The sequence below is a fragment of the Candidatus Pacearchaeota archaeon genome (genome assembly GCA_035404185.1).
Lineage (GTDB): Bacteria > Patescibacteriota > Minisyncoccia > Minisyncoccales > Minisyncoccaceae > UBA2211.
Window position 1 is genome coordinate 27,096 of sequence record DAONGN010000001.1, and the last position, 16,107, is coordinate 43,202.

Sequence of the window (16,107 nt, forward strand, 5' to 3'; positions counted from 1 at the left end):
AGCGAATTATTCAGTTGGTTGGATCTGATACAATATTTCTATTGCTTCACTGTACTTCGAAACGTCAAAATTCTCCTTTGCTTGTTGTAGGAGACTCTTCTGGTCTATTGTTAAATTGTTGATGTTAGCTTCAAATTCTTTAATTTCACTTTCGGCAAGAATCTTATAGAAAGTTTGATAATCTTCACTCTCATTACTCATGATTGATGCATTAGTTGTTTCTTCGATCTTTGAAATTTTAGAAACAATACTTTGAACCAATTCTGCTTTCTGACTCTCCGGAAGTTTTGATAGTTGACTAGACGCAACTGACAAAGCTTTTTGCACTTCAACTATTCCGGCAGCTAATTTCTTTCCCTGATTTTCGCTTACTTTAGAAATCCTGTCAAGTTCACTTAATCTTTGATCTGCTTGTTCAACTTTAGCAATAGCCTGAGCCTCGGGTGATAACAAGGAAATCCTCACTGATTCATATGCTTGTTTCAAACTGTATAATCTGTCTCCTGGTAAAGTTCCTTGGGCAGTAATCATGGCGAATCCAAAAACAGCAACAATTAAACTTGATAACACTGGCATCAATACTTTAGGAGTTTCAAAGACTGTTCCAATAGTATTAAAAAATGAAGCAAAGATTGTAGCTGTTGAATTCTCTTCAAACTGCTTAGAAAGAATATTTCTCTTACTAAAAGAAACCCACTCTGAATTGGGTTTCACTGCTTTCAATGCTTCTAAGTTTTTTATAATCTTTATTTCCTCCATAGTGTCTCTTACTAATGTAGACGTAAAAACAAGAGTTTTGTTACAGTTTGAGCTATTTAAGCCATTCCCCTAAAGATATTCCAGATTGTTTGACTATTGCCTTGAATGTTCTAGGTTTTAAGGTTTTAGATCCATGAAAGGGAACCTGGACGATTCTTGGCTCATGATTACGGTTACCAGTATAGAAATAATGACTTCCTTTGGTGTAAGAATAGATAAAACCGTTTTCCTTTAAAAAGTCCTTTACTTCTGAAAATGTCCAGTTAAATATTCCTTTTGTCATAATTCTAGGCAAATACTGGAGTATTAAACGGAGCGTGCCCAAAGCTATAAACCTGTTTTAACTTTGAATCCTTTTCCGTCTTATCTTTTTCTAATCCTTTCCACATTTCCTCATATTCCTTATCAGGCTTTTGATTCAAAGGCATGGGACGCATTTTTAATCTTTGAGCAGTCTCAACATATCCTTCTATCGCTTGAAACAAAGAAGCCATTACCTCTACAGGATTATCCCCTTCTTCCACAATATTAAATTCTAATGCTACTCCATACCAAACACTGTCCTCCTTAAAGATTATATATCTTACAGAGCCTTTATTTAATGTGTTTTTGTATTTCATATTTGTAGGTAGATTATACTAAAAATACTGCTAAAAGTCAATAAATCAATTAAAACTTCCTATTTAGTTTAGACGTAAAAACTAAACTTTTGTTACATTTTTAAGATATAAAAAACAAGGATTCTTTTCCTTGTCTTTTATGCTTCTAGTATTTTCTTTAATTGCTTCATTCCTCTGGAAACTAATACTCTAGTTGCTCCTTGGGATTTATTCAGTGCTTTAGCCACTTCAGAATATGGCTGTTGCTCAATGTAATACATGGAAACAGCAATTCGGCAATCTTCGCTCAATTGTCCCAAAGCAGCAGTAACCATTCTCATGTCATCGTTCTGGACAGCTTGTCCAGCAAGGTCTTGGCTTTTGTCCAGAATGTTTTCAGGATTGTCCAGAATAACTGGATTCTGGTCTTTGGTCCTATAATGATCAATAATCAGGTTCTTAGCGACGCGAAACAAAAAGCCTGATGGACTCTTCACTTCTTTATCAAAAGAAATCTCTTTCCAGAGCCTGGTAAAAGTTTCCGAAGTGATGTCTTGAGCTAATGCTTCATTGCTAACCTTAAAAAAAACAAAGCGATAGACTTTATCTATATGCTCGTCATATATCTGTGAAAAAAATTGTTCTTTAAATTCAGTCGATTGCATTGTTCTTTTTAAACTATTAATGTCCAGAACCTTATCGTTCGTGTCCTAAACTGTCCTGATTGATTGTCCACAATTGTCCACGATTGTCCAGAAGTTGTCCACATTGTCCAGAACCGTGTCCAGAATGTCCAGAATAATGTCCACATTGTCCAGAACCGTGTCCAGAATGTCCAGAATAACTTTCTATCAGGACTCGCTAATTTTATAGGCCGTCATCTTGCCTCCACCCATACAAGAAATAATTTTCATTTCCTTTAATCCTTTCAGTTCTCTTCTGATGGTTCGGGGATTCATTTCTGGGAAACATTCACTAATTTGATTGGCCTTTAATTGACCCTTACTTTGAAGAATCTCTAAAACCTTTAATTGAACTGATGAAAGCTCTTCATAATTAAGATGTTTGACTTCCCTTTTTACCATTTCTACTTTTTTATCTTCTTTTGCCTTTTCTTCCTTTATATTCCCCATGTTAGCAAAAACAGCAACCGATTCTTCTTTTTGTATCTCAACAGCGATAGGTTTTTTTACTTCCTTGTCCTTTATTACACTTAGACCAAGAGAATCTTTCAAAACTTCGTATTCCCTCTCCAAAACTTCAAAGTTTCTTTCAGCTACCCATTCCTGTTCTTTAGCAATGCTAAAATAGGTCTTAATCAGTTCTATTTTTGATAATACTTTATCCAAATACTGCTCCTTTTCTTTTGGAGTTGATGAGAGAGATTTACCCTTTACAAGGTTCGAGAAAAACATTACATCAAGGCCCTCTTTACGAATCGCAAACTTAAGGGGCTCCTCTTTAGGAAAGAGGTCGGTCACCTTGTATAAGGCGTTTGTCAATTTAATGATGTTTTCCTCTGTCATAGTCCATATTATATGGTAATGAAAAAGAAAAGTCAAACCAAATAAAAAACGGCCTAATTATTTAAAAAAGTCGTTATTTTTTGCTGACATCAACGAAGAAATATTCCTTCCCGCCAATAGTAATTTTTTCGACCTTGGTTTTGTCGATTTTACCAACAGGACAATAGCCGGCCAGAGGAATACCATTGCCCTTTTCTAAAACACACATTCCCCTAGCTCCTCCACCGCCAGAAATTTCTGGTCCGCAGATAAATCTTCCTTGGCTGCTCCGATTAAGAAATTTACAAAAAGGATATTTCACGATAATTCTTTTTTCGTCAATCCAGATAGCAGGATGTTCTCCTCTGGCTTCTTTCTTTTGAAGAAACATCGTTATCGCTTCTTCTAAAGAATTAACCCCTAAGACAAGGTTTGTGTCGACAATAGGACAAGAATCAGTTTTGATTTTTTCTAGAATCAAATTCCTTTTTTTGTCGTATTCAACAATAACCCCAATCCCACCAACCTCAACAAATTTAGTATGAAGAAAAGAAGAACTCTCTCCTTCAAAAATTCTTGTGAGTCTTTCTTTTACGGGTATGTCAATATACATCCATAATCACTCCAAAATGTTGTTTTTTGTCAAAGTTCAAACACAATCCTCCTTGTTTTTAATAAGAATAAATTGCAATCGTGAGTATATAACAAAATTATAGGTTGTCAATAAAATAACTCAAAAAATTTAAACAAAAATACTATTTATATAAATTATTATGATTCCCTAACGTTAAAAAAACAACAACATTTCCGTCGTCTCTAAAAATAGCACGCCAATCACCTGTTATATTTATACTTCTGAGTTGAGAATACTTTCCCCTTAAAGAATGATTATTAAGCAAAGGATTGAATTTATTAACCAAAAAAAGATTAAATTTGTCTTCGAAATTTCTTTTAATTAATAATGGCGAAGAATTAAAACGTTTAATAAAATTTTTATTAAATTTGATTTCCATACTTCCTGTTTTTGTCATTCAGCCATTTTATAGCATCTTTAGCATTATTAAAAGATGGGGAAATATTTCCCTCCTTAGCTTCTTTATCAGCCTCCTTGAGCTCATTAATTAGCCAATCTGATGGTTCTTCTAAAGAAATATGTATTTCTTTTTCTATTATAAATTTCCTTAAATAAACATTTAAAACATCACTTAAATTAAGACCCATCCGATTAGCTATTTTTTGAGCTTCGCCCTTTACCTTTTTATCTGTCTTAAAATTAACTATTGTGGTCATACGCTTTATATATACTTTATATATACATTGTATATATAAATAAAAATTTGTCAAGCTGTAAAAGAAAACGGCCTAAGCCGTTTTAAATATCTTTATTGATAATTTTTCTTAAATATTATTAAGATATTCAATATCTAAAAATTATATCAACCCAAAACTTATCTCTAATGCTCTATCAACTTTTTGCATCGATTTTAAATTTAACTCTCCAATTTTTTTAACAAGCCTTTTCTTATCTATTGTTCTTACTTGATTTAAAATAATAACTGATTTCTCGGATAAACCTCCTTCAGGGGGGATAATTAAAACTTCTGTTGGATAAATAGTATCATCAAAGTGAGAACCAATAGCTGCAACAATCGTTACTGGACTATAATGATTACCAATATTATTTTGTAAAATAAGAGCTGGTCTAGTTTTACTAATTTCTGAACCAACAGTTGGATCAAAATTAACAATATATATTTCTCCTCTCTTAGGTGTTAACATGCTTCGTCAATCAAAAACCAATCTTCAGCAACCGATAAATCTCTCTTAGAACGAATAATAGCCCCTTCGCGAAGTTGTTTTTTTAAATTAGCTTGTCCAACCCCTTCAACATAGAAACGCACTGCCTGATCAACAAATGAACTTCTGGTTCCCTTTTGAGCAATATTATCAAGAAGTTGAATAGTTTTATTAGGCAAAGTAATATTTATCCTTTTATATTTTGTAGATGTGTTTATTTTCATATTTTCATGATACACACTATCAATGTGTAAGTCAAGGGAGTGCACTTAAGAGACTGTGCACCCCCACAATAAACTACTGAAATACATCTATTTTATACACCCGCTGTGTATCAGAGAAAAAAGTTTCATTATCACCGATAGAGATAGAGTCACCATAATAACTACCTGGGGAAACATAAAACATTCTATCTTCCATCTTTTCAGGCATATTATTAGAATCATATCCAAAGATACCACCAATCTTAGTAAAATAAATTCTATTTAATGAATCGGAAACTACAAAATTAACACCACTAAAAGTTCTTTCCCATTTTGTTTCTCCATTAGATATGTTGGCCGCGCCTAAATACCAAATCATTGGATAAGAACCTGCTAATATTTTCGAATAATAAAATTCGTCCTCATTAAAACCTAGTGGACCATGATAATCATCTTTAAACCACAATATTTGAGAAAGATTGCTATCTACGGCATATAGAACTGGATAAGTTTCTCCCAATTTTACATTTCTTCCATTACTTAAACTTAATAATAATATTCCTTCAAAAGAAATACTTACCCGATCGATTATAGCAATGGTATCAATCGGACCAGAATATGTTTTTTCGTATTTAGGAAAAAACTGTTGCTTTATTATTTCCCCGTTGCTGTACTTTATTACAAAATCATTGATTGAAAAATATATATTGTCTGAATCGTCAATAACTAACTCCGTAAATGAAGCTGGATTGAGACCTTTTAATATCTCCTGATCATTATATAGCTCTATTTCCAATCCATTTTTATCAATTGAGATTAAACTCGGTCCAGTTGCTTCTTTGGTAGCTAAAAAGTATATTTTTTCTTTAGAATCAATTATTATTGACCTAGTAAACACTCTTGTGTAGTCTTTTTTCCATACAATCTTACCTGAAGGACTTAAGGCATAGATAGAATGCTCGCTCGAAAGATATATTGTTCCATCTTTACCCAGCGAAGGATAAAAACCACAAGCATCAGAGCAATGGATACTCCACTTCTTTTGAAGATGATTGTAAGCGTAAAAATCATATGATTTGTTATTACTTCCCCAGAAATATAATGTTCCGTTTTCATCGATCACTAAGCTTGAAGTAAAATCATTATTAAAAGTAAATTGCTGATTTCCTTCAATTAAAATATCAGGAACAAAAGATGTTCCTATCGGTCCATCAAATTGGCTATGACCACTTCTTCTAAAGTCATAATAAGGAGCTCTTTTTTGATGATTAGCTTCGGCTATTGAAAAAGAAACTCCTTCTGACAATGGAGAAATATTATTTTCTGGATCTTTAGCTATTATCTTAAAATGATATTCTGAATCATAGAAAAGATCTTTAATAACAACGCTTCTTTTATTACTTTCTCCTAAAATAATATCTATATCGGTATATTCTTTAATATTAACAAGATTATTATCATCTATTTGATTATTGCGAGAATAATATATCTCATAATCAAGATTTTCAGCAGCAGTATCTTCATCAAAAGGAGCTGTCCACGACAATACTACTGAATTTTTTTGTTCTTCGTCTATTAAAGCAACTAAATCTTGTATTTTCTCAGGAATCTTGGGGACATGATTTCTCGGGCTCGAATTTTCAGATTGAAAATCATTTAAATTATTATCTGTATCTCTATATTTTCCATTAGACCATTTTCTTCCTATGACCTTGTCTGATTCAGAGATAAGAAACGATTCACTTTCTTTAACAATTGGGCTGATATCATCGCTTCTCCAAGAAACCGTATCTATTTTAAGAGCAATCGTGTTGACTGTCTTTTCTTCATTGGTTGGTTCAACCACTTCTTCTCCTTCTTTAAATTCAGTCTTTACGTATTTAGGATTATTAGAAAATATAGAAATAGATCCGGACGAATTTCCTATTTGTCCTGTTTCGTAATATTTGTCTTCCATAGATTTAACCTTCCAATCAGCCCCATTTCCCATCATTGCATCACCGCTATCTCCAAATATATCTATAATATAGTAAGAATTTGAATTTATAATAGCTCCCTCTGGAAATTTCCAATTACGATAAGGATTATACCATTCAGACGCTGGAGAATAATAAGAAAGATAAAAACAGTTTTCTTCGCTTGGGCACAAATCTATTGGATTTTCTGTTTGATTATACATTTCTATATATTCTACTCCTCCACTCTCTCCTGTTTGAACTTCGGTTATTAAAAGATGATTGCTATTATCAATTAATTGCTCATCTTCTTCGGGTTGTTTTTCTTCTTCTGGGTCTTCAACAGCTGTTTCAATGGTATTATCAGCTTTTGGTGTTCCCCATAATCCACTTAAATTATCAACTGATTCTGAAAAATAAGTATGCCAACCGTTTAAGTCATTATTTCTCTCCATTGTTTTCCTCTGCTCGTTATCTCCAGCTGGCCAATCAGGATTAGCTAAAACTTCGTCCATTAATTGACAATTTGAATTAAATAATCTTAATGATTCGTTATTATTTGATAATCCCCCAGAGTATTCTTTATCCATCTGAATATTAGAGACAGAATCATCATCGGTTCTCTCAAGAAGATAAAATCCTTGAGGACTAATAATAGCAGAATTGTCAAAAACAATTTTAATATTATCTGCGTCTAATAGTTGCCAATCGGCTAAATTAACTGTTTCATCAGAAATATTCTTTAATTCAATCCATTCGTCATTTGCACTGTTTTCACTTCCCATCCAGGCTACTTCATTGATAATAACCTTGCTATTGTCAGGAGCAGATAGATTTAATTGAGAACAATAAGTAATTACGGGAACGCTCGAGCTTCCTCCATAATTTACGGTTGAGGATAAACTATTTGTCGAAACAGCAACTGAAGCCGTGGCTTCTTGCTTTAAGCTACTATTAGTTTCCTTTGGTGTTCCCCAAATATTATTATTTTCACTTCCAGAATAGGTGTGCCATCCGTTTAAATCGTCATTCCTTTCCATTGTTTTTCTAGTAGAACTATCTCCAGCCAGCCATTTAGGATTACCAGAAACAAAATCTTTTAATTGACAAAGGCCATCAAAAAGATATAGTTCTTCTTCAGAATTAGACAATGAACCCTTATAAATTAAATCTGCAACTTTAAAAGGGACAGAATCATCATCAGTTCTTTCTAATAATAAAAAACCGTCCTTCGGCACGGTAATATCTTCAAAAATAATGTTTATCTGGTCTTCCTTGTCTCGCAATGTCCATCCCTTTAAATTAATATCCGAAGCAGAAATATTCTTTAATTCAATCCATTCGTCATTTGCACTGTTTTCACTTCCCATCCAGGCTACTTCATTGATAATAATATCACGAGAAGAAACATATTGAGATGCATTTGAACAGACTACGGGAATTACTTTTTCTTCGGTTTTCTTTTCAACTTCCTTGATTGCTTCTTTCTCTTTGTTTATTTTGCTATCCTTTTCGTTTATTTTTTCTTTTTCAACAACATCTTTCTTGATTTCCTTCACAGGATAGTCTTTTTCTAGTGTATCGTTTTCACTCATCGACTCGACTTCTTTGTTTATAGCTTCCTTATTAGTCGTATCTTTAAAAATATATTCTGTTAAATCTCCTGTATTATTTCCAGTTAAAAAGTTAAAAACATCAGAAAAGTTATTAATCGTATTTTTTATAGGATTAATAATATATTTTTCCTGCCAAGTCTTAGGTTTTAGTCCAAAATCAGGAACCACCTCTGGAAAAATAGTTTTAATTGTTGTATTTTTTTTATCCCAAAAATACGATCCAAATAATCCATCTTCCATTATCCCATTAATTTCAACAATAAAGGGAGAGATATTCTGACCATATTCAAGGCTATTTGAAAAACCCCTGACTCCACCAATAGAACCTCTACTTGCAGGAGGAACAATTTCCTTCGGGGAATATATTCGAGCAACAACCTTACTTCTATTATCGTCAATCCGCTTATACATGATTATGTATTGTAGTGGACTATCAACCTCTCCGGATTCAGTCTTATACTTCATTTCCATCGCTCCAAAAGAAACTTTAATTTGATCTTTAAAAAAATACTCCTTGAGATAATTAACTGCCATGCTAACTGTTCCTTTTTCTAATTTTCCTATCATTCCAGAAGTATCTTCTGTTCCAATAAGTCTAGCTATATCTAATGATTCCTTGACGACATTAAAAGAAGCGTCTAATGGAAGATCTTTGAAAAAATAATTCCACATACTCAACATATAAATATGCTTAAGTAATGATACAACGGTTGTTTCCATTGGATTAGAATAACCATCAGATTTTGATAATATCCATTGGCTATATAACAAATCTGGAAAATTTTGTAATATTCTTTTACTTTCAAATTCAGAAAGAACCTGATAGTTGTCTTCTTCAACGAAATTAAAAAAATTAAAATCTATAGCAAAAACTTTTTGTGGTACGGCTAAAAAACATACAAACAATAATGTTAATACCGCACTGTCTAATAAATTGTAAAGTTTCATTTTTTAATATTAACTGTTGTTAAGAAATTATTAAATTCTTGAAGGCATACCTCTTTATCCTGTCCAAAAAGATAGGAATGGAAGCTATAGATTATATTATTGTACGGAATGCTAAAACTAGTAAAAATGCCCTGATTTTCTCCTTCATTTTTAAAATCATTTTCTTCAAGACCGTTTAATCCGGAAACTTCTCTAGTTTCACATATTTTTTGCTCATCGTTCTGATATCGAGAGCAATAATTACTAGCTATCTTATCTTTCAAATAACTATAATCTATGTCGTAATTGCTTCCTTCTTTTTGTAATTCAGCATAAACTTCAATCCAACATCCCTTTTGGGGAATAAAAAATGAGTCTTTTTCAAGAGGAATAAAGTCGGAGCTATGTATAGATAATCCTATGCTATCTTTTTTTATTTCCCACCCATCAGGAACAGCAAATGTTAACCCAACCTCCTTATTCTCTATATACTTTTTGCCATCAATTTCCTGCTCTAAAACTTTTTCGAAAGAAACAAGGCCCATTTTTGATTCCTGCCATTTATTATATAAAAAATATCCAGTAGTAATTAAAATCAAAGTTAAAACTGACAGAATTATTATTTTGCTAATTTTATTCATTTTATTCAATTATTAATTCATCTTATTAATCTAACAAAAAGAACTGTATCTTTTAAAAAGAACTATTTAAAGAACTTATCGCTAACTATTTAAAAATTTAAAAGAGACTATTCCTGTCTCTTTTTTAACAAATCACTACCCATTCCAAATAATTTACCACCCGCCCACAACATGAATGATGCAAAGATAATCCAAGATGTCATGTTCAATAATTGCGTTACTGTATTTTCTGGAATCATTTGGCTAATTTGATCTTTTACGATATTTCCTATTTGATTCTGAATGTCTGTTCCTGTTGTAGCACCGTTGCCTGTCGTGGTCGTCTGATTATTAACAAATACCTGTGGAAATTCCTTCTGAGCAGAAAAATAATAATAGGACGTAGTAATATCCCAAAAAACTACAAATAACCCTGCAGTTATTAAAACCGACGCAAGAAATTGTCTGATAGTAAATTCCATAGAATATTTTTAATTTGATAGATTATATGTCTTTTTTAATTTCGATTCCCGCAGAATTTAAAATGCTTTTTATTGTTCCTAATGGTAAATTTTTAGAATGATACGGGACCACTGCTCTCTTTTTTGTCTTATTGTTATAAAAAACGTAATGACTGCCCGTTGTATGATCTATATAAAAATTATTACTCTGTAATAATTTTATTAATTCTTTTGAGGTAAAACGGGGAATCTTAGGCATAAATAATCTCTAGTGTAGCAAATAAATTATCTTTATCGCTAAGTATGTGTCCTCCATGCTTCTTCACGCTTGCCAGATAAGCACCAATTGCATCATAAGCCATTTCTTTAGCTTCTTTTAAGTTCTTTCCATAAGTTATACATCCAGGAAGGGCAGGAACAACAACAGTAAAACCACCTTCTGGCTCAGGTCTTAAAATAATATTATATTGAAGAATTTTCTTTTTCATGTTTAAATATTAACATTGCCCAAAATACTTGTCAAACAATAATTTAATATTTTCTTTCTAAAATATCTAAACCGTTATTAATTGCATCACAAATAAAGTTTTGAAGTTGAGTAAAGTCATCACTCAACTGAGACTTTTCTAAATAAACATAATAAAGATATTTTGTTCCCTGTTTAATAACTGCTGGAACTAAATTTTCTCTTAGAAGTATTGCGGTTAAGAGAAGCCTACCCACTCTTCCGTTACCATCAGAAAAAGGATGTATCTTTTCAAAAGAACTATGCACTTCTGAAGCAAAAGCTATCACATCGTTATTCTTCTTTTTATTAAATAAATCGGATATTAATTCGGGAATTTTTAAATAATTAGCTGTCGGAACGCTTGTACCCAATATTCTTACTGGATGAACCCTATATCTTCCTGCGTCATTTATTATTCCATTCATTAAAATGCTATGTAATTTTAAAACTAAAGATTCATCAATTTCTCCTTTATTAAGAATGAAATCAAAAAGATAATTAAGGGCAGTCTGATGATTTTTTGCTTCAAGTTGTTCAGATAGTGTTTTTTTAGAAAAAGAAATATTATCAAATATAATCGAAGCTGTTTCTTTTTCGCTTAAGGTGCTTCCCTCTATTTTGTTTGAATGGTAAGTTAGTTTAAGAATAAATTCTTGTTTAATGTCCGGACTTGAAATAATTTCTTTTAAAATATTGCTATGCTTCTTGCTTCTTTCTTTTATTTGTTCTTTTTTATTTTTTAAATATTCCTCTGTTATCTGTTTTTGTCCTGTTAATTCTAAATAAAAGCTTCCTATTAAATTTTGCTTATCAATCCTTGGTTTTGATTTTCCATTATACCAAGCATTTAGTGTAGCAAAAGAAACTCCAAACTTTTGGGCCATTTCTGTCTGTTTTAAACCAGATACTTTTTGAATAATTTTTAATTTCTCCGATATTGTCATAACTTTATATAATAATAACAAACTATATAAAGTTTGTCAAACTATATAAAGTTACAAACCGGAAAAAGATTTAATCTTTGAGACAGGAATAATGTTTATAAAATCATTAATATCCCTATATCCTATTCCCAAAACTTCCCCCTTAATATCGAAAACAGGAGCACCATTAATTTTTTCATTTTCGATAATATTAGTTTTAATTAAATTTTCATCAAAAGTTTTAACAATTCCTTCGTTTACGCTATTTGATAAAATAAAAACTCTCGTTCCTATTTCCAATTTAGATAAATCAAAAAATCCTTTAGCTTGAAGATTATTTTTATCAAGCTTAATTAAAGCTAAGTTTTCATTTAGGTCTCTTTTTAAAACCTGATAAGAAATACTGCTCCCTCCGTTAATTGTAATATTTACTTTAGATCCTTGGGGTACATTTTCAGCAAGAGTAATAATTAATCCATCGACAGTTAAAACTAAACCAAAACCTTGAATTTCTTTTTTATTATATTCAGTCTTTAAATTAACGACCGAATCTTTTACATTTTTGATAGCGCTTGTTAAGGCTGTGTTTTCCTCAATATATACCCTTTCCTCCTTATTAACTAGTTGAACAAAGGCTGATTGATTTTTAAAAACAAAAAGCCAGGCGATCGTTCCACCTAGTGTTCCCAAAAGAATAACTATTATTACTTTTAAAAAATTATTTATTTGCATTAACTTTCGCTAAAGGTTTTTTAGTTTTCTTATTAGATATTGTTTTTAAAAAAATATCATCTTTATCAGCATCTATTGAGATGGTATCTCCATCTTTTATCTCATCGGTTACAATCTTTAAAGCCATGGGATTTAAAATCAATTTCTGGATTATTCTTTTTAGGGGACGAGCTCCTAAATTAGGATCAAATCCTTGTCTCGCTAATGATTGCTTAGCTTTTTCAGAAACAATAATTCTAATATCCTTTTTCCCTAATCTCTTTTGAACCTTATTTAACTCTAAATCAACAATTTGTTTGATTTCTTCTGCTCCTAAATAGTCGAAGATAACAATTTCATCGACCCTGTTAATGAATTCGGGCTTGAATTTTTCCTTCAATGCTCCTTGAATTTTTTCTTTTAGCCCTTCTTTCTGGCTTAATTTTCCATTATCAATAAAACCCAAAGGAGCTTCTTTGGCAATAATATCAGAACCTATATTCGAAGTCATAATTAAGATAGTGTTCTTGAAAGAAACTACTCTTCCCTTAGAATCGCTCAATCGTCCATCTTCTAAAACCTGAAGTAAAATATTAAAAACTTCGGGATGAGCTTTTTCAATTTCGTCTAAAAGAATAACACTATATGGCCTTCTTCTTACTTTTTCGGTTAATTGACCCCCCTCATCATAACCAACGTATCCTGGAGGACTACCAATCATTTTTGATACATCAAACTTTTCCATATATTCAGACATATCAACTCTAATCATGGCATTCTCATCATTAAACAAGAACTCAGCTAGAGCTTTAGCAGTCTCTGTTTTTCCAACTCCTGTTGGGCCTAGAAACATAAAGGAACCTAGAGGCCTTGATTCTTCAGATATACCAGCCCTAGAACGCCTAATAGCATTAGAAACAGCCTTAATTGCCTCTTCTTGGTCAATAATTCTTTTGCCCAACTCTTTCTCCATATTCTCCAATTTAAAAGCTTCTGATTCCATCAGTCTAGTTACGGGAATTCCTGTCCAACGCGAAACAACTCGACTTATTTCTTCTGGCCCAATCTCTTGTTTTAAAATAGGATTCTGTTTTTGCAATCTAATTAGTTTATTCTCCTGTTTTTTTAATTTAGCAAATAAATCAGGCAAGGTCCCATATTTTATTTCCGCAACTTTTTGCAAATCACCTTCTTTTAATAGTTTCTCTAGTTGATATTTTTCCCTATCAATATTCTCTTTTAAACTTTTAATATTAGACATGGTTTCTTTTTCGGTTTTCCATCTAACTGAGAAAGTATTAGCTTTTTCCGAAAGTTCGGCTAATTCACGACTAATAACTTTTTCTCTTCTCTCTATATGTTCTTTTTCTTTATTGTTAGCATTTAAAATTTCTTTCTTTAAAGCTTCTCTTTCAATTTCTAATTTCTGAATTTCTTTTCTTAAATCTTCTAATTCAATCGGGTTAGATTCTATTTCTAATCTTAAGGCTGAAGCAGCCTCATCCATTAAATCAACTGCCTTGTCTGGTAAAAATCTATCAGTAATGTATCTGGCTGATAATTCGGCGGCAGCAATCAAAGCTGAATCTTTAATTTTTAATCCATGATGTAGTTCGTACTTCTCTTTGATTCCTCTTAATATGGAGATTGTGTCTTCAATGCTCGGCTCGGTAACAAAAATTGGTTGGAATCTTCTTTCCAATGCTGCATCACTCTCAATATATTTATGATATTCTTTAATTGTTGTCGCTCCAATAGCTCTCAATTCTCCTCTTGATAACGCAGGCTTTAAAAGATTAGAAGCATCAACCGCACCTTCAGCTGAACCAGCTCCAACTAAAGTATGTAATTCGTCTATAAATAATAAATATTTTCCTTCTCCTTTCTTGATTTCTTTCAAAAGCATTTTGATTCTCTCTTCAAATTCACCTCTAAATCTTGTTCCAGCAATCATTGCTCCTAAATCAAGACTAACTAATTCCTTATCTTTTAAACTTTCAGGAACATCTCCTCTAACTATTCTTTGAGCTAGACCCTCAACTATAGCAGTCTTTCCAACTCCTGGCTCTCCAATTAAAGCTGGATTATTTTTGGTTCGACGAGATAAAATCTGCATTAGTCTTCTAATTTCGTCATCTCTTCCAACCACAGGATCAAGTTTTCCCTTTTTAGCTAAAGTAGTTAAATTTCTGGTATAATTTTCTAATATCTTATATCTAGCTTCAGGATTGGGAGTAGTAATTTTTTCGCCTCCCCTTATTTGTCCAAATACTTTTTGAGCAGAAAAATAGTCTAACTTTTCTTTTTGCTCTTCGCTGCCCAATGTCCTCAAATATGTAACTCTTTTCAAAATGTCTCCAGCAAGACTACTTGTATTTAAAAGTGATAAAAATAGATGCTCCAATGAAACAAAATCATCTCCCATGTTTATCGCTTCATCTTTTGCTCCATTTAAAACTCTGTCCATATCTTGAGTAAGATAAAACTGCCCTACTATTTTATTGTTTGTTATAGTCGGAATTTGGCCTAAAGCACTTCTTATCTTTTTCTGTAAATCTTCAATATCAACATTTAGCTTGTTTAAAAGGGTAAAAACAATATTGTCATTGTCCGATAATATAGCAAAAAGTAAGTGCAAGGCATCAATATGCTGTTGCCCCATATCTCGGGCCAAATTTTGTGCTTGCATTACTATTTTTTGAGCTTTATTTGTAAAATTTATTCCTTCCATATTTTTTAAAAATGATAAACTTTATATATCAATCTTACCCCGAAAGTGATAAAAATGCAATAATAAAACCCGCAAAATCTTTTGTTTAAAAGAATGCGGATTTACTTTAAAGTGATTGCTTTAATGGTGATGATAAGCGCTAATCCACAGACTGTCTCGTTGATAAAAATATCCCTATGATCAACTTCTTTAAATGCAAGATAAATCCTACGGAAGATGCCTATCTTTTCAACTTCGACTAAAGCTTCTTGATAAGAATAATCTCCTATCTCAACCGAAGCTTTAACCAAAATTTGTTCCACCTCTTCGTCCTTGTTTAATTTTTCATGAACTAAGTTGGCGATCTGTACATTATGCTCTCTTACGAAGGTTTGGAGTAAAATTCTTGCCACGTCCTCTTTTGCCTTCTTAAGATATGTATATTTAGAATCACATGTGAACATAAAAATGCCTCCATAAATCTTACAACTGTTGTGTATTTTGTCAATAATTAATCAACAGTAAATAAAAACCCACCTATCTTGAATTTTTCTCAAAAAGATGGGTTATGAAACTGAAAGAACAGTATCTGAACAACTGTTCACAATGAACAGAAATTTCTTGATGGTATCTCCCTTTCCAAAGAGATGGATCCGAAGAACGCCTTGAGAAATATTTCTGCCTTCTTTTATCAGTTCCCTTTCTTTGACTCCTATAATGAAGTCATGCTTAATGGTAGTTGCTGCTCTGCTTAGGGCCTTTGCTGGCCTTAAGCTTTTCCTAACTAACACAGTTTCCATAATTATATTATAC

At 32.0% G+C, this 16,107-nt stretch carries 20 protein-coding genes; all 20 read right to left on the bottom strand.

What is annotated here, in order from left to right:
* Window positions 1–6: 6 nt before the first annotated feature.
* The 20 genes from PLD14_00140 to PLD14_00235 all read right to left on the bottom strand — a co-directional run bounded on the left by PLD14_00140 (window position 7) and on the right by PLD14_00235 (window position 16,094).
* A complete protein-coding gene (locus PLD14_00140) occupies window positions 7–759 on the bottom strand; it encodes a DUF5667 domain-containing protein (GenBank protein HPR79623.1) in 753 nt (250 codons plus the stop codon).
* 52 nt (window positions 760–811) lie between these two features.
* Entirely contained in the window at window positions 812–1,042 is a 231-nt protein-coding gene (locus tag PLD14_00145) for a type II toxin-antitoxin system HicA family toxin (GenBank protein ID HPR79624.1), read from the bottom strand.
* A 4-nt stretch (window positions 1,043–1,046) separates the two neighbouring features.
* Window positions 1,047–1,379, bottom strand: a complete 333-nt coding sequence (locus tag PLD14_00150) for a hypothetical protein (protein ID HPR79625.1) — start codon at window positions 1,377–1,379, stop codon at window positions 1,047–1,049.
* Between the two features lie 137 nt (window positions 1,380–1,516).
* Window positions 1,517–2,023: an RNA polymerase sigma factor gene (locus PLD14_00155; protein ID HPR79626.1), complete on the bottom strand. Its 507-nt coding sequence runs from the start codon at window positions 2,021–2,023 to the stop codon at window positions 1,517–1,519.
* 186 nt (window positions 2,024–2,209) lie between these two features.
* The gene (locus tag PLD14_00160; GenBank protein HPR79627.1) at window positions 2,210–2,884 is read right to left on the bottom strand and encodes a hypothetical protein; all 675 of its coding nucleotides are present in this window, start codon (window positions 2,882–2,884) and stop codon (window positions 2,210–2,212) included.
* Between the two features lie 73 nt (window positions 2,885–2,957).
* Window positions 2,958–3,476: a hypothetical protein gene (locus tag PLD14_00165; GenBank protein HPR79628.1), complete on the bottom strand. Its 519-nt coding sequence runs from the start codon at window positions 3,474–3,476 to the stop codon at window positions 2,958–2,960.
* Window positions 3,477–3,618: 142 nt separating this feature from the next.
* Complete coding sequence (locus tag PLD14_00170) at window positions 3,619–3,876, bottom strand: type II toxin-antitoxin system YafQ family toxin (protein ID HPR79629.1); 258 nt, start codon at window positions 3,874–3,876, stop codon at window positions 3,619–3,621.
* A complete protein-coding gene (locus tag PLD14_00175; protein ID HPR79630.1) occupies window positions 3,860–4,153 on the bottom strand; it encodes a type II toxin-antitoxin system RelB/DinJ family antitoxin in 294 nt (97 codons plus the stop codon). The genes PLD14_00170 and PLD14_00175 overlap by 17 nt, the downstream gene beginning before the upstream one ends.
* A 141-nt stretch (window positions 4,154–4,294) precedes the next feature.
* A complete protein-coding gene (locus tag PLD14_00180) occupies window positions 4,295–4,642 on the bottom strand; it encodes a type II toxin-antitoxin system PemK/MazF family toxin (protein HPR79631.1) in 348 nt (115 codons plus the stop codon).
* Complete coding sequence (locus PLD14_00185) at window positions 4,636–4,884, bottom strand: ribbon-helix-helix domain-containing protein (protein HPR79632.1); 249 nt, start codon at window positions 4,882–4,884, stop codon at window positions 4,636–4,638. Before PLD14_00185 ends, PLD14_00180 begins: the two co-directional genes overlap by 7 nt.
* A gap of 73 nt (window positions 4,885–4,957) precedes the next feature.
* Window positions 4,958–9,382 (bottom strand): lamin tail domain-containing protein, encoded by a 4,425-nt coding sequence (locus tag PLD14_00190; protein ID HPR79633.1) that lies wholly within the window; start codon window positions 9,380–9,382, stop codon window positions 4,958–4,960.
* On the bottom strand, window positions 9,379–10,002 hold the full coding sequence (locus tag PLD14_00195; GenBank protein HPR79634.1) for a hypothetical protein: 624 nt from the start codon (window positions 10,000–10,002) through the stop codon (window positions 9,379–9,381). Before PLD14_00195 ends, PLD14_00190 begins: the two co-directional genes overlap by 4 nt.
* A 107-nt stretch (window positions 10,003–10,109) precedes the next feature.
* Window positions 10,110–10,463: a hypothetical protein gene (locus PLD14_00200; GenBank protein HPR79635.1), complete on the bottom strand. Its 354-nt coding sequence runs from the start codon at window positions 10,461–10,463 to the stop codon at window positions 10,110–10,112.
* 22 nt (window positions 10,464–10,485) lie between these two features.
* Window positions 10,486–10,701: a type II toxin-antitoxin system HicA family toxin gene (locus PLD14_00205; GenBank protein ID HPR79636.1), complete on the bottom strand. Its 216-nt coding sequence runs from the start codon at window positions 10,699–10,701 to the stop codon at window positions 10,486–10,488.
* Entirely contained in the window at window positions 10,694–10,930 is a 237-nt protein-coding gene (locus PLD14_00210) for a type II toxin-antitoxin system HicB family antitoxin (GenBank protein ID HPR79637.1), read from the bottom strand. The genes PLD14_00205 and PLD14_00210 overlap by 8 nt, the downstream gene beginning before the upstream one ends.
* A gap of 43 nt (window positions 10,931–10,973) precedes the next feature.
* On the bottom strand, window positions 10,974–11,894 hold the full coding sequence (locus tag PLD14_00215) for a Fic family protein (GenBank protein ID HPR79638.1): 921 nt from the start codon (window positions 11,892–11,894) through the stop codon (window positions 10,974–10,976).
* Window positions 11,895–11,945: 51 nt separating this feature from the next.
* Complete coding sequence (locus tag PLD14_00220; GenBank protein HPR79639.1) at window positions 11,946–12,605, bottom strand: S1C family serine protease; 660 nt, start codon at window positions 12,603–12,605, stop codon at window positions 11,946–11,948.
* Window positions 12,592–15,315, bottom strand: a complete 2,724-nt coding sequence (locus PLD14_00225; protein HPR79640.1) for an AAA family ATPase — start codon at window positions 15,313–15,315, stop codon at window positions 12,592–12,594. Before PLD14_00225 ends, PLD14_00220 begins: the two co-directional genes overlap by 14 nt.
* Window positions 15,316–15,416: 101 nt before the next feature.
* Window positions 15,417–15,758: a hypothetical protein gene (locus PLD14_00230; GenBank protein ID HPR79641.1), complete on the bottom strand. Its 342-nt coding sequence runs from the start codon at window positions 15,756–15,758 to the stop codon at window positions 15,417–15,419.
* Between the two features lie 102 nt (window positions 15,759–15,860).
* Complete coding sequence (locus PLD14_00235; GenBank protein HPR79642.1) at window positions 15,861–16,094, bottom strand: hypothetical protein; 234 nt, start codon at window positions 16,092–16,094, stop codon at window positions 15,861–15,863.
* Between the last annotated feature and the right edge of the window lie 13 nt (window positions 16,095–16,107).

Bases quoted from the DNA above. Each gene is read 5' to 3' on its own strand.
- PLD14_00140 (HPR79623.1), bottom strand. From the start codon at position 759: ATGGAGGAAATAAAGATTATAAAAAACTTAGAAGCATTGAAAGCAGTG.
- PLD14_00145 (HPR79624.1), bottom strand. From the start codon at position 1,042: ATGACAAAAGGAATATTTAACTGGACATTTTCAGAAGTAAAGGACTTT.
- PLD14_00150 (HPR79625.1), bottom strand. From the start codon at position 1,379: ATGAAATACAAAAACACATTAAATAAAGGCTCTGTAAGATATATAATC.
- PLD14_00155 (HPR79626.1), bottom strand. From the start codon at position 2,023: ATGCAATCGACTGAATTTAAAGAACAATTTTTTTCACAGATATATGAC.
- PLD14_00160 (HPR79627.1), bottom strand. From the start codon at position 2,884: ATGACAGAGGAAAACATCATTAAATTGACAAACGCCTTATACAAGGTG.
- PLD14_00165 (HPR79628.1), bottom strand. From the start codon at position 3,476: ATGTATATTGACATACCCGTAAAAGAAAGACTCACAAGAATTTTTGAA.
- PLD14_00170 (HPR79629.1), bottom strand. From the start codon at position 3,876: ATGGAAATCAAATTTAATAAAAATTTTATTAAACGTTTTAATTCTTCG.
- PLD14_00175 (HPR79630.1), bottom strand. From the start codon at position 4,153: ATGACCACAATAGTTAATTTTAAGACAGATAAAAAGGTAAAGGGCGAA.
- PLD14_00180 (HPR79631.1), bottom strand. From the start codon at position 4,642: ATGTTAACACCTAAGAGAGGAGAAATATATATTGTTAATTTTGATCCA.
- PLD14_00185 (HPR79632.1), bottom strand. From the start codon at position 4,884: ATGAAAATAAACACATCTACAAAATATAAAAGGATAAATATTACTTTG.
- PLD14_00190 (HPR79633.1), bottom strand. From the start codon at position 9,382: ATGAAACTTTACAATTTATTAGACAGTGCGGTATTAACATTATTGTTT.
- PLD14_00195 (HPR79634.1), bottom strand. From the start codon at position 10,002: ATGAATAAAATTAGCAAAATAATAATTCTGTCAGTTTTAACTTTGATT.
- PLD14_00200 (HPR79635.1), bottom strand. From the start codon at position 10,463: ATGGAATTTACTATCAGACAATTTCTTGCGTCGGTTTTAATAACTGCA.
- PLD14_00205 (HPR79636.1), bottom strand. From the start codon at position 10,701: ATGCCTAAGATTCCCCGTTTTACCTCAAAAGAATTAATAAAATTATTA.
- PLD14_00210 (HPR79637.1), bottom strand. From the start codon at position 10,930: ATGAAAAAGAAAATTCTTCAATATAATATTATTTTAAGACCTGAGCCA.
- PLD14_00215 (HPR79638.1), bottom strand. From the start codon at position 11,894: ATGACAATATCGGAGAAATTAAAAATTATTCAAAAAGTATCTGGTTTA.
- PLD14_00220 (HPR79639.1), bottom strand. From the start codon at position 12,605: ATGCAAATAAATAATTTTTTAAAAGTAATAATAGTTATTCTTTTGGGA.
- PLD14_00225 (HPR79640.1), bottom strand. From the start codon at position 15,315: ATGGAAGGAATAAATTTTACAAATAAAGCTCAAAAAATAGTAATGCAA.
- PLD14_00230 (HPR79641.1), bottom strand. From the start codon at position 15,758: ATGTTCACATGTGATTCTAAATATACATATCTTAAGAAGGCAAAAGAG.
- PLD14_00235 (HPR79642.1), bottom strand. From the start codon at position 16,094: ATGGAAACTGTGTTAGTTAGGAAAAGCTTAAGGCCAGCAAAGGCCCTA.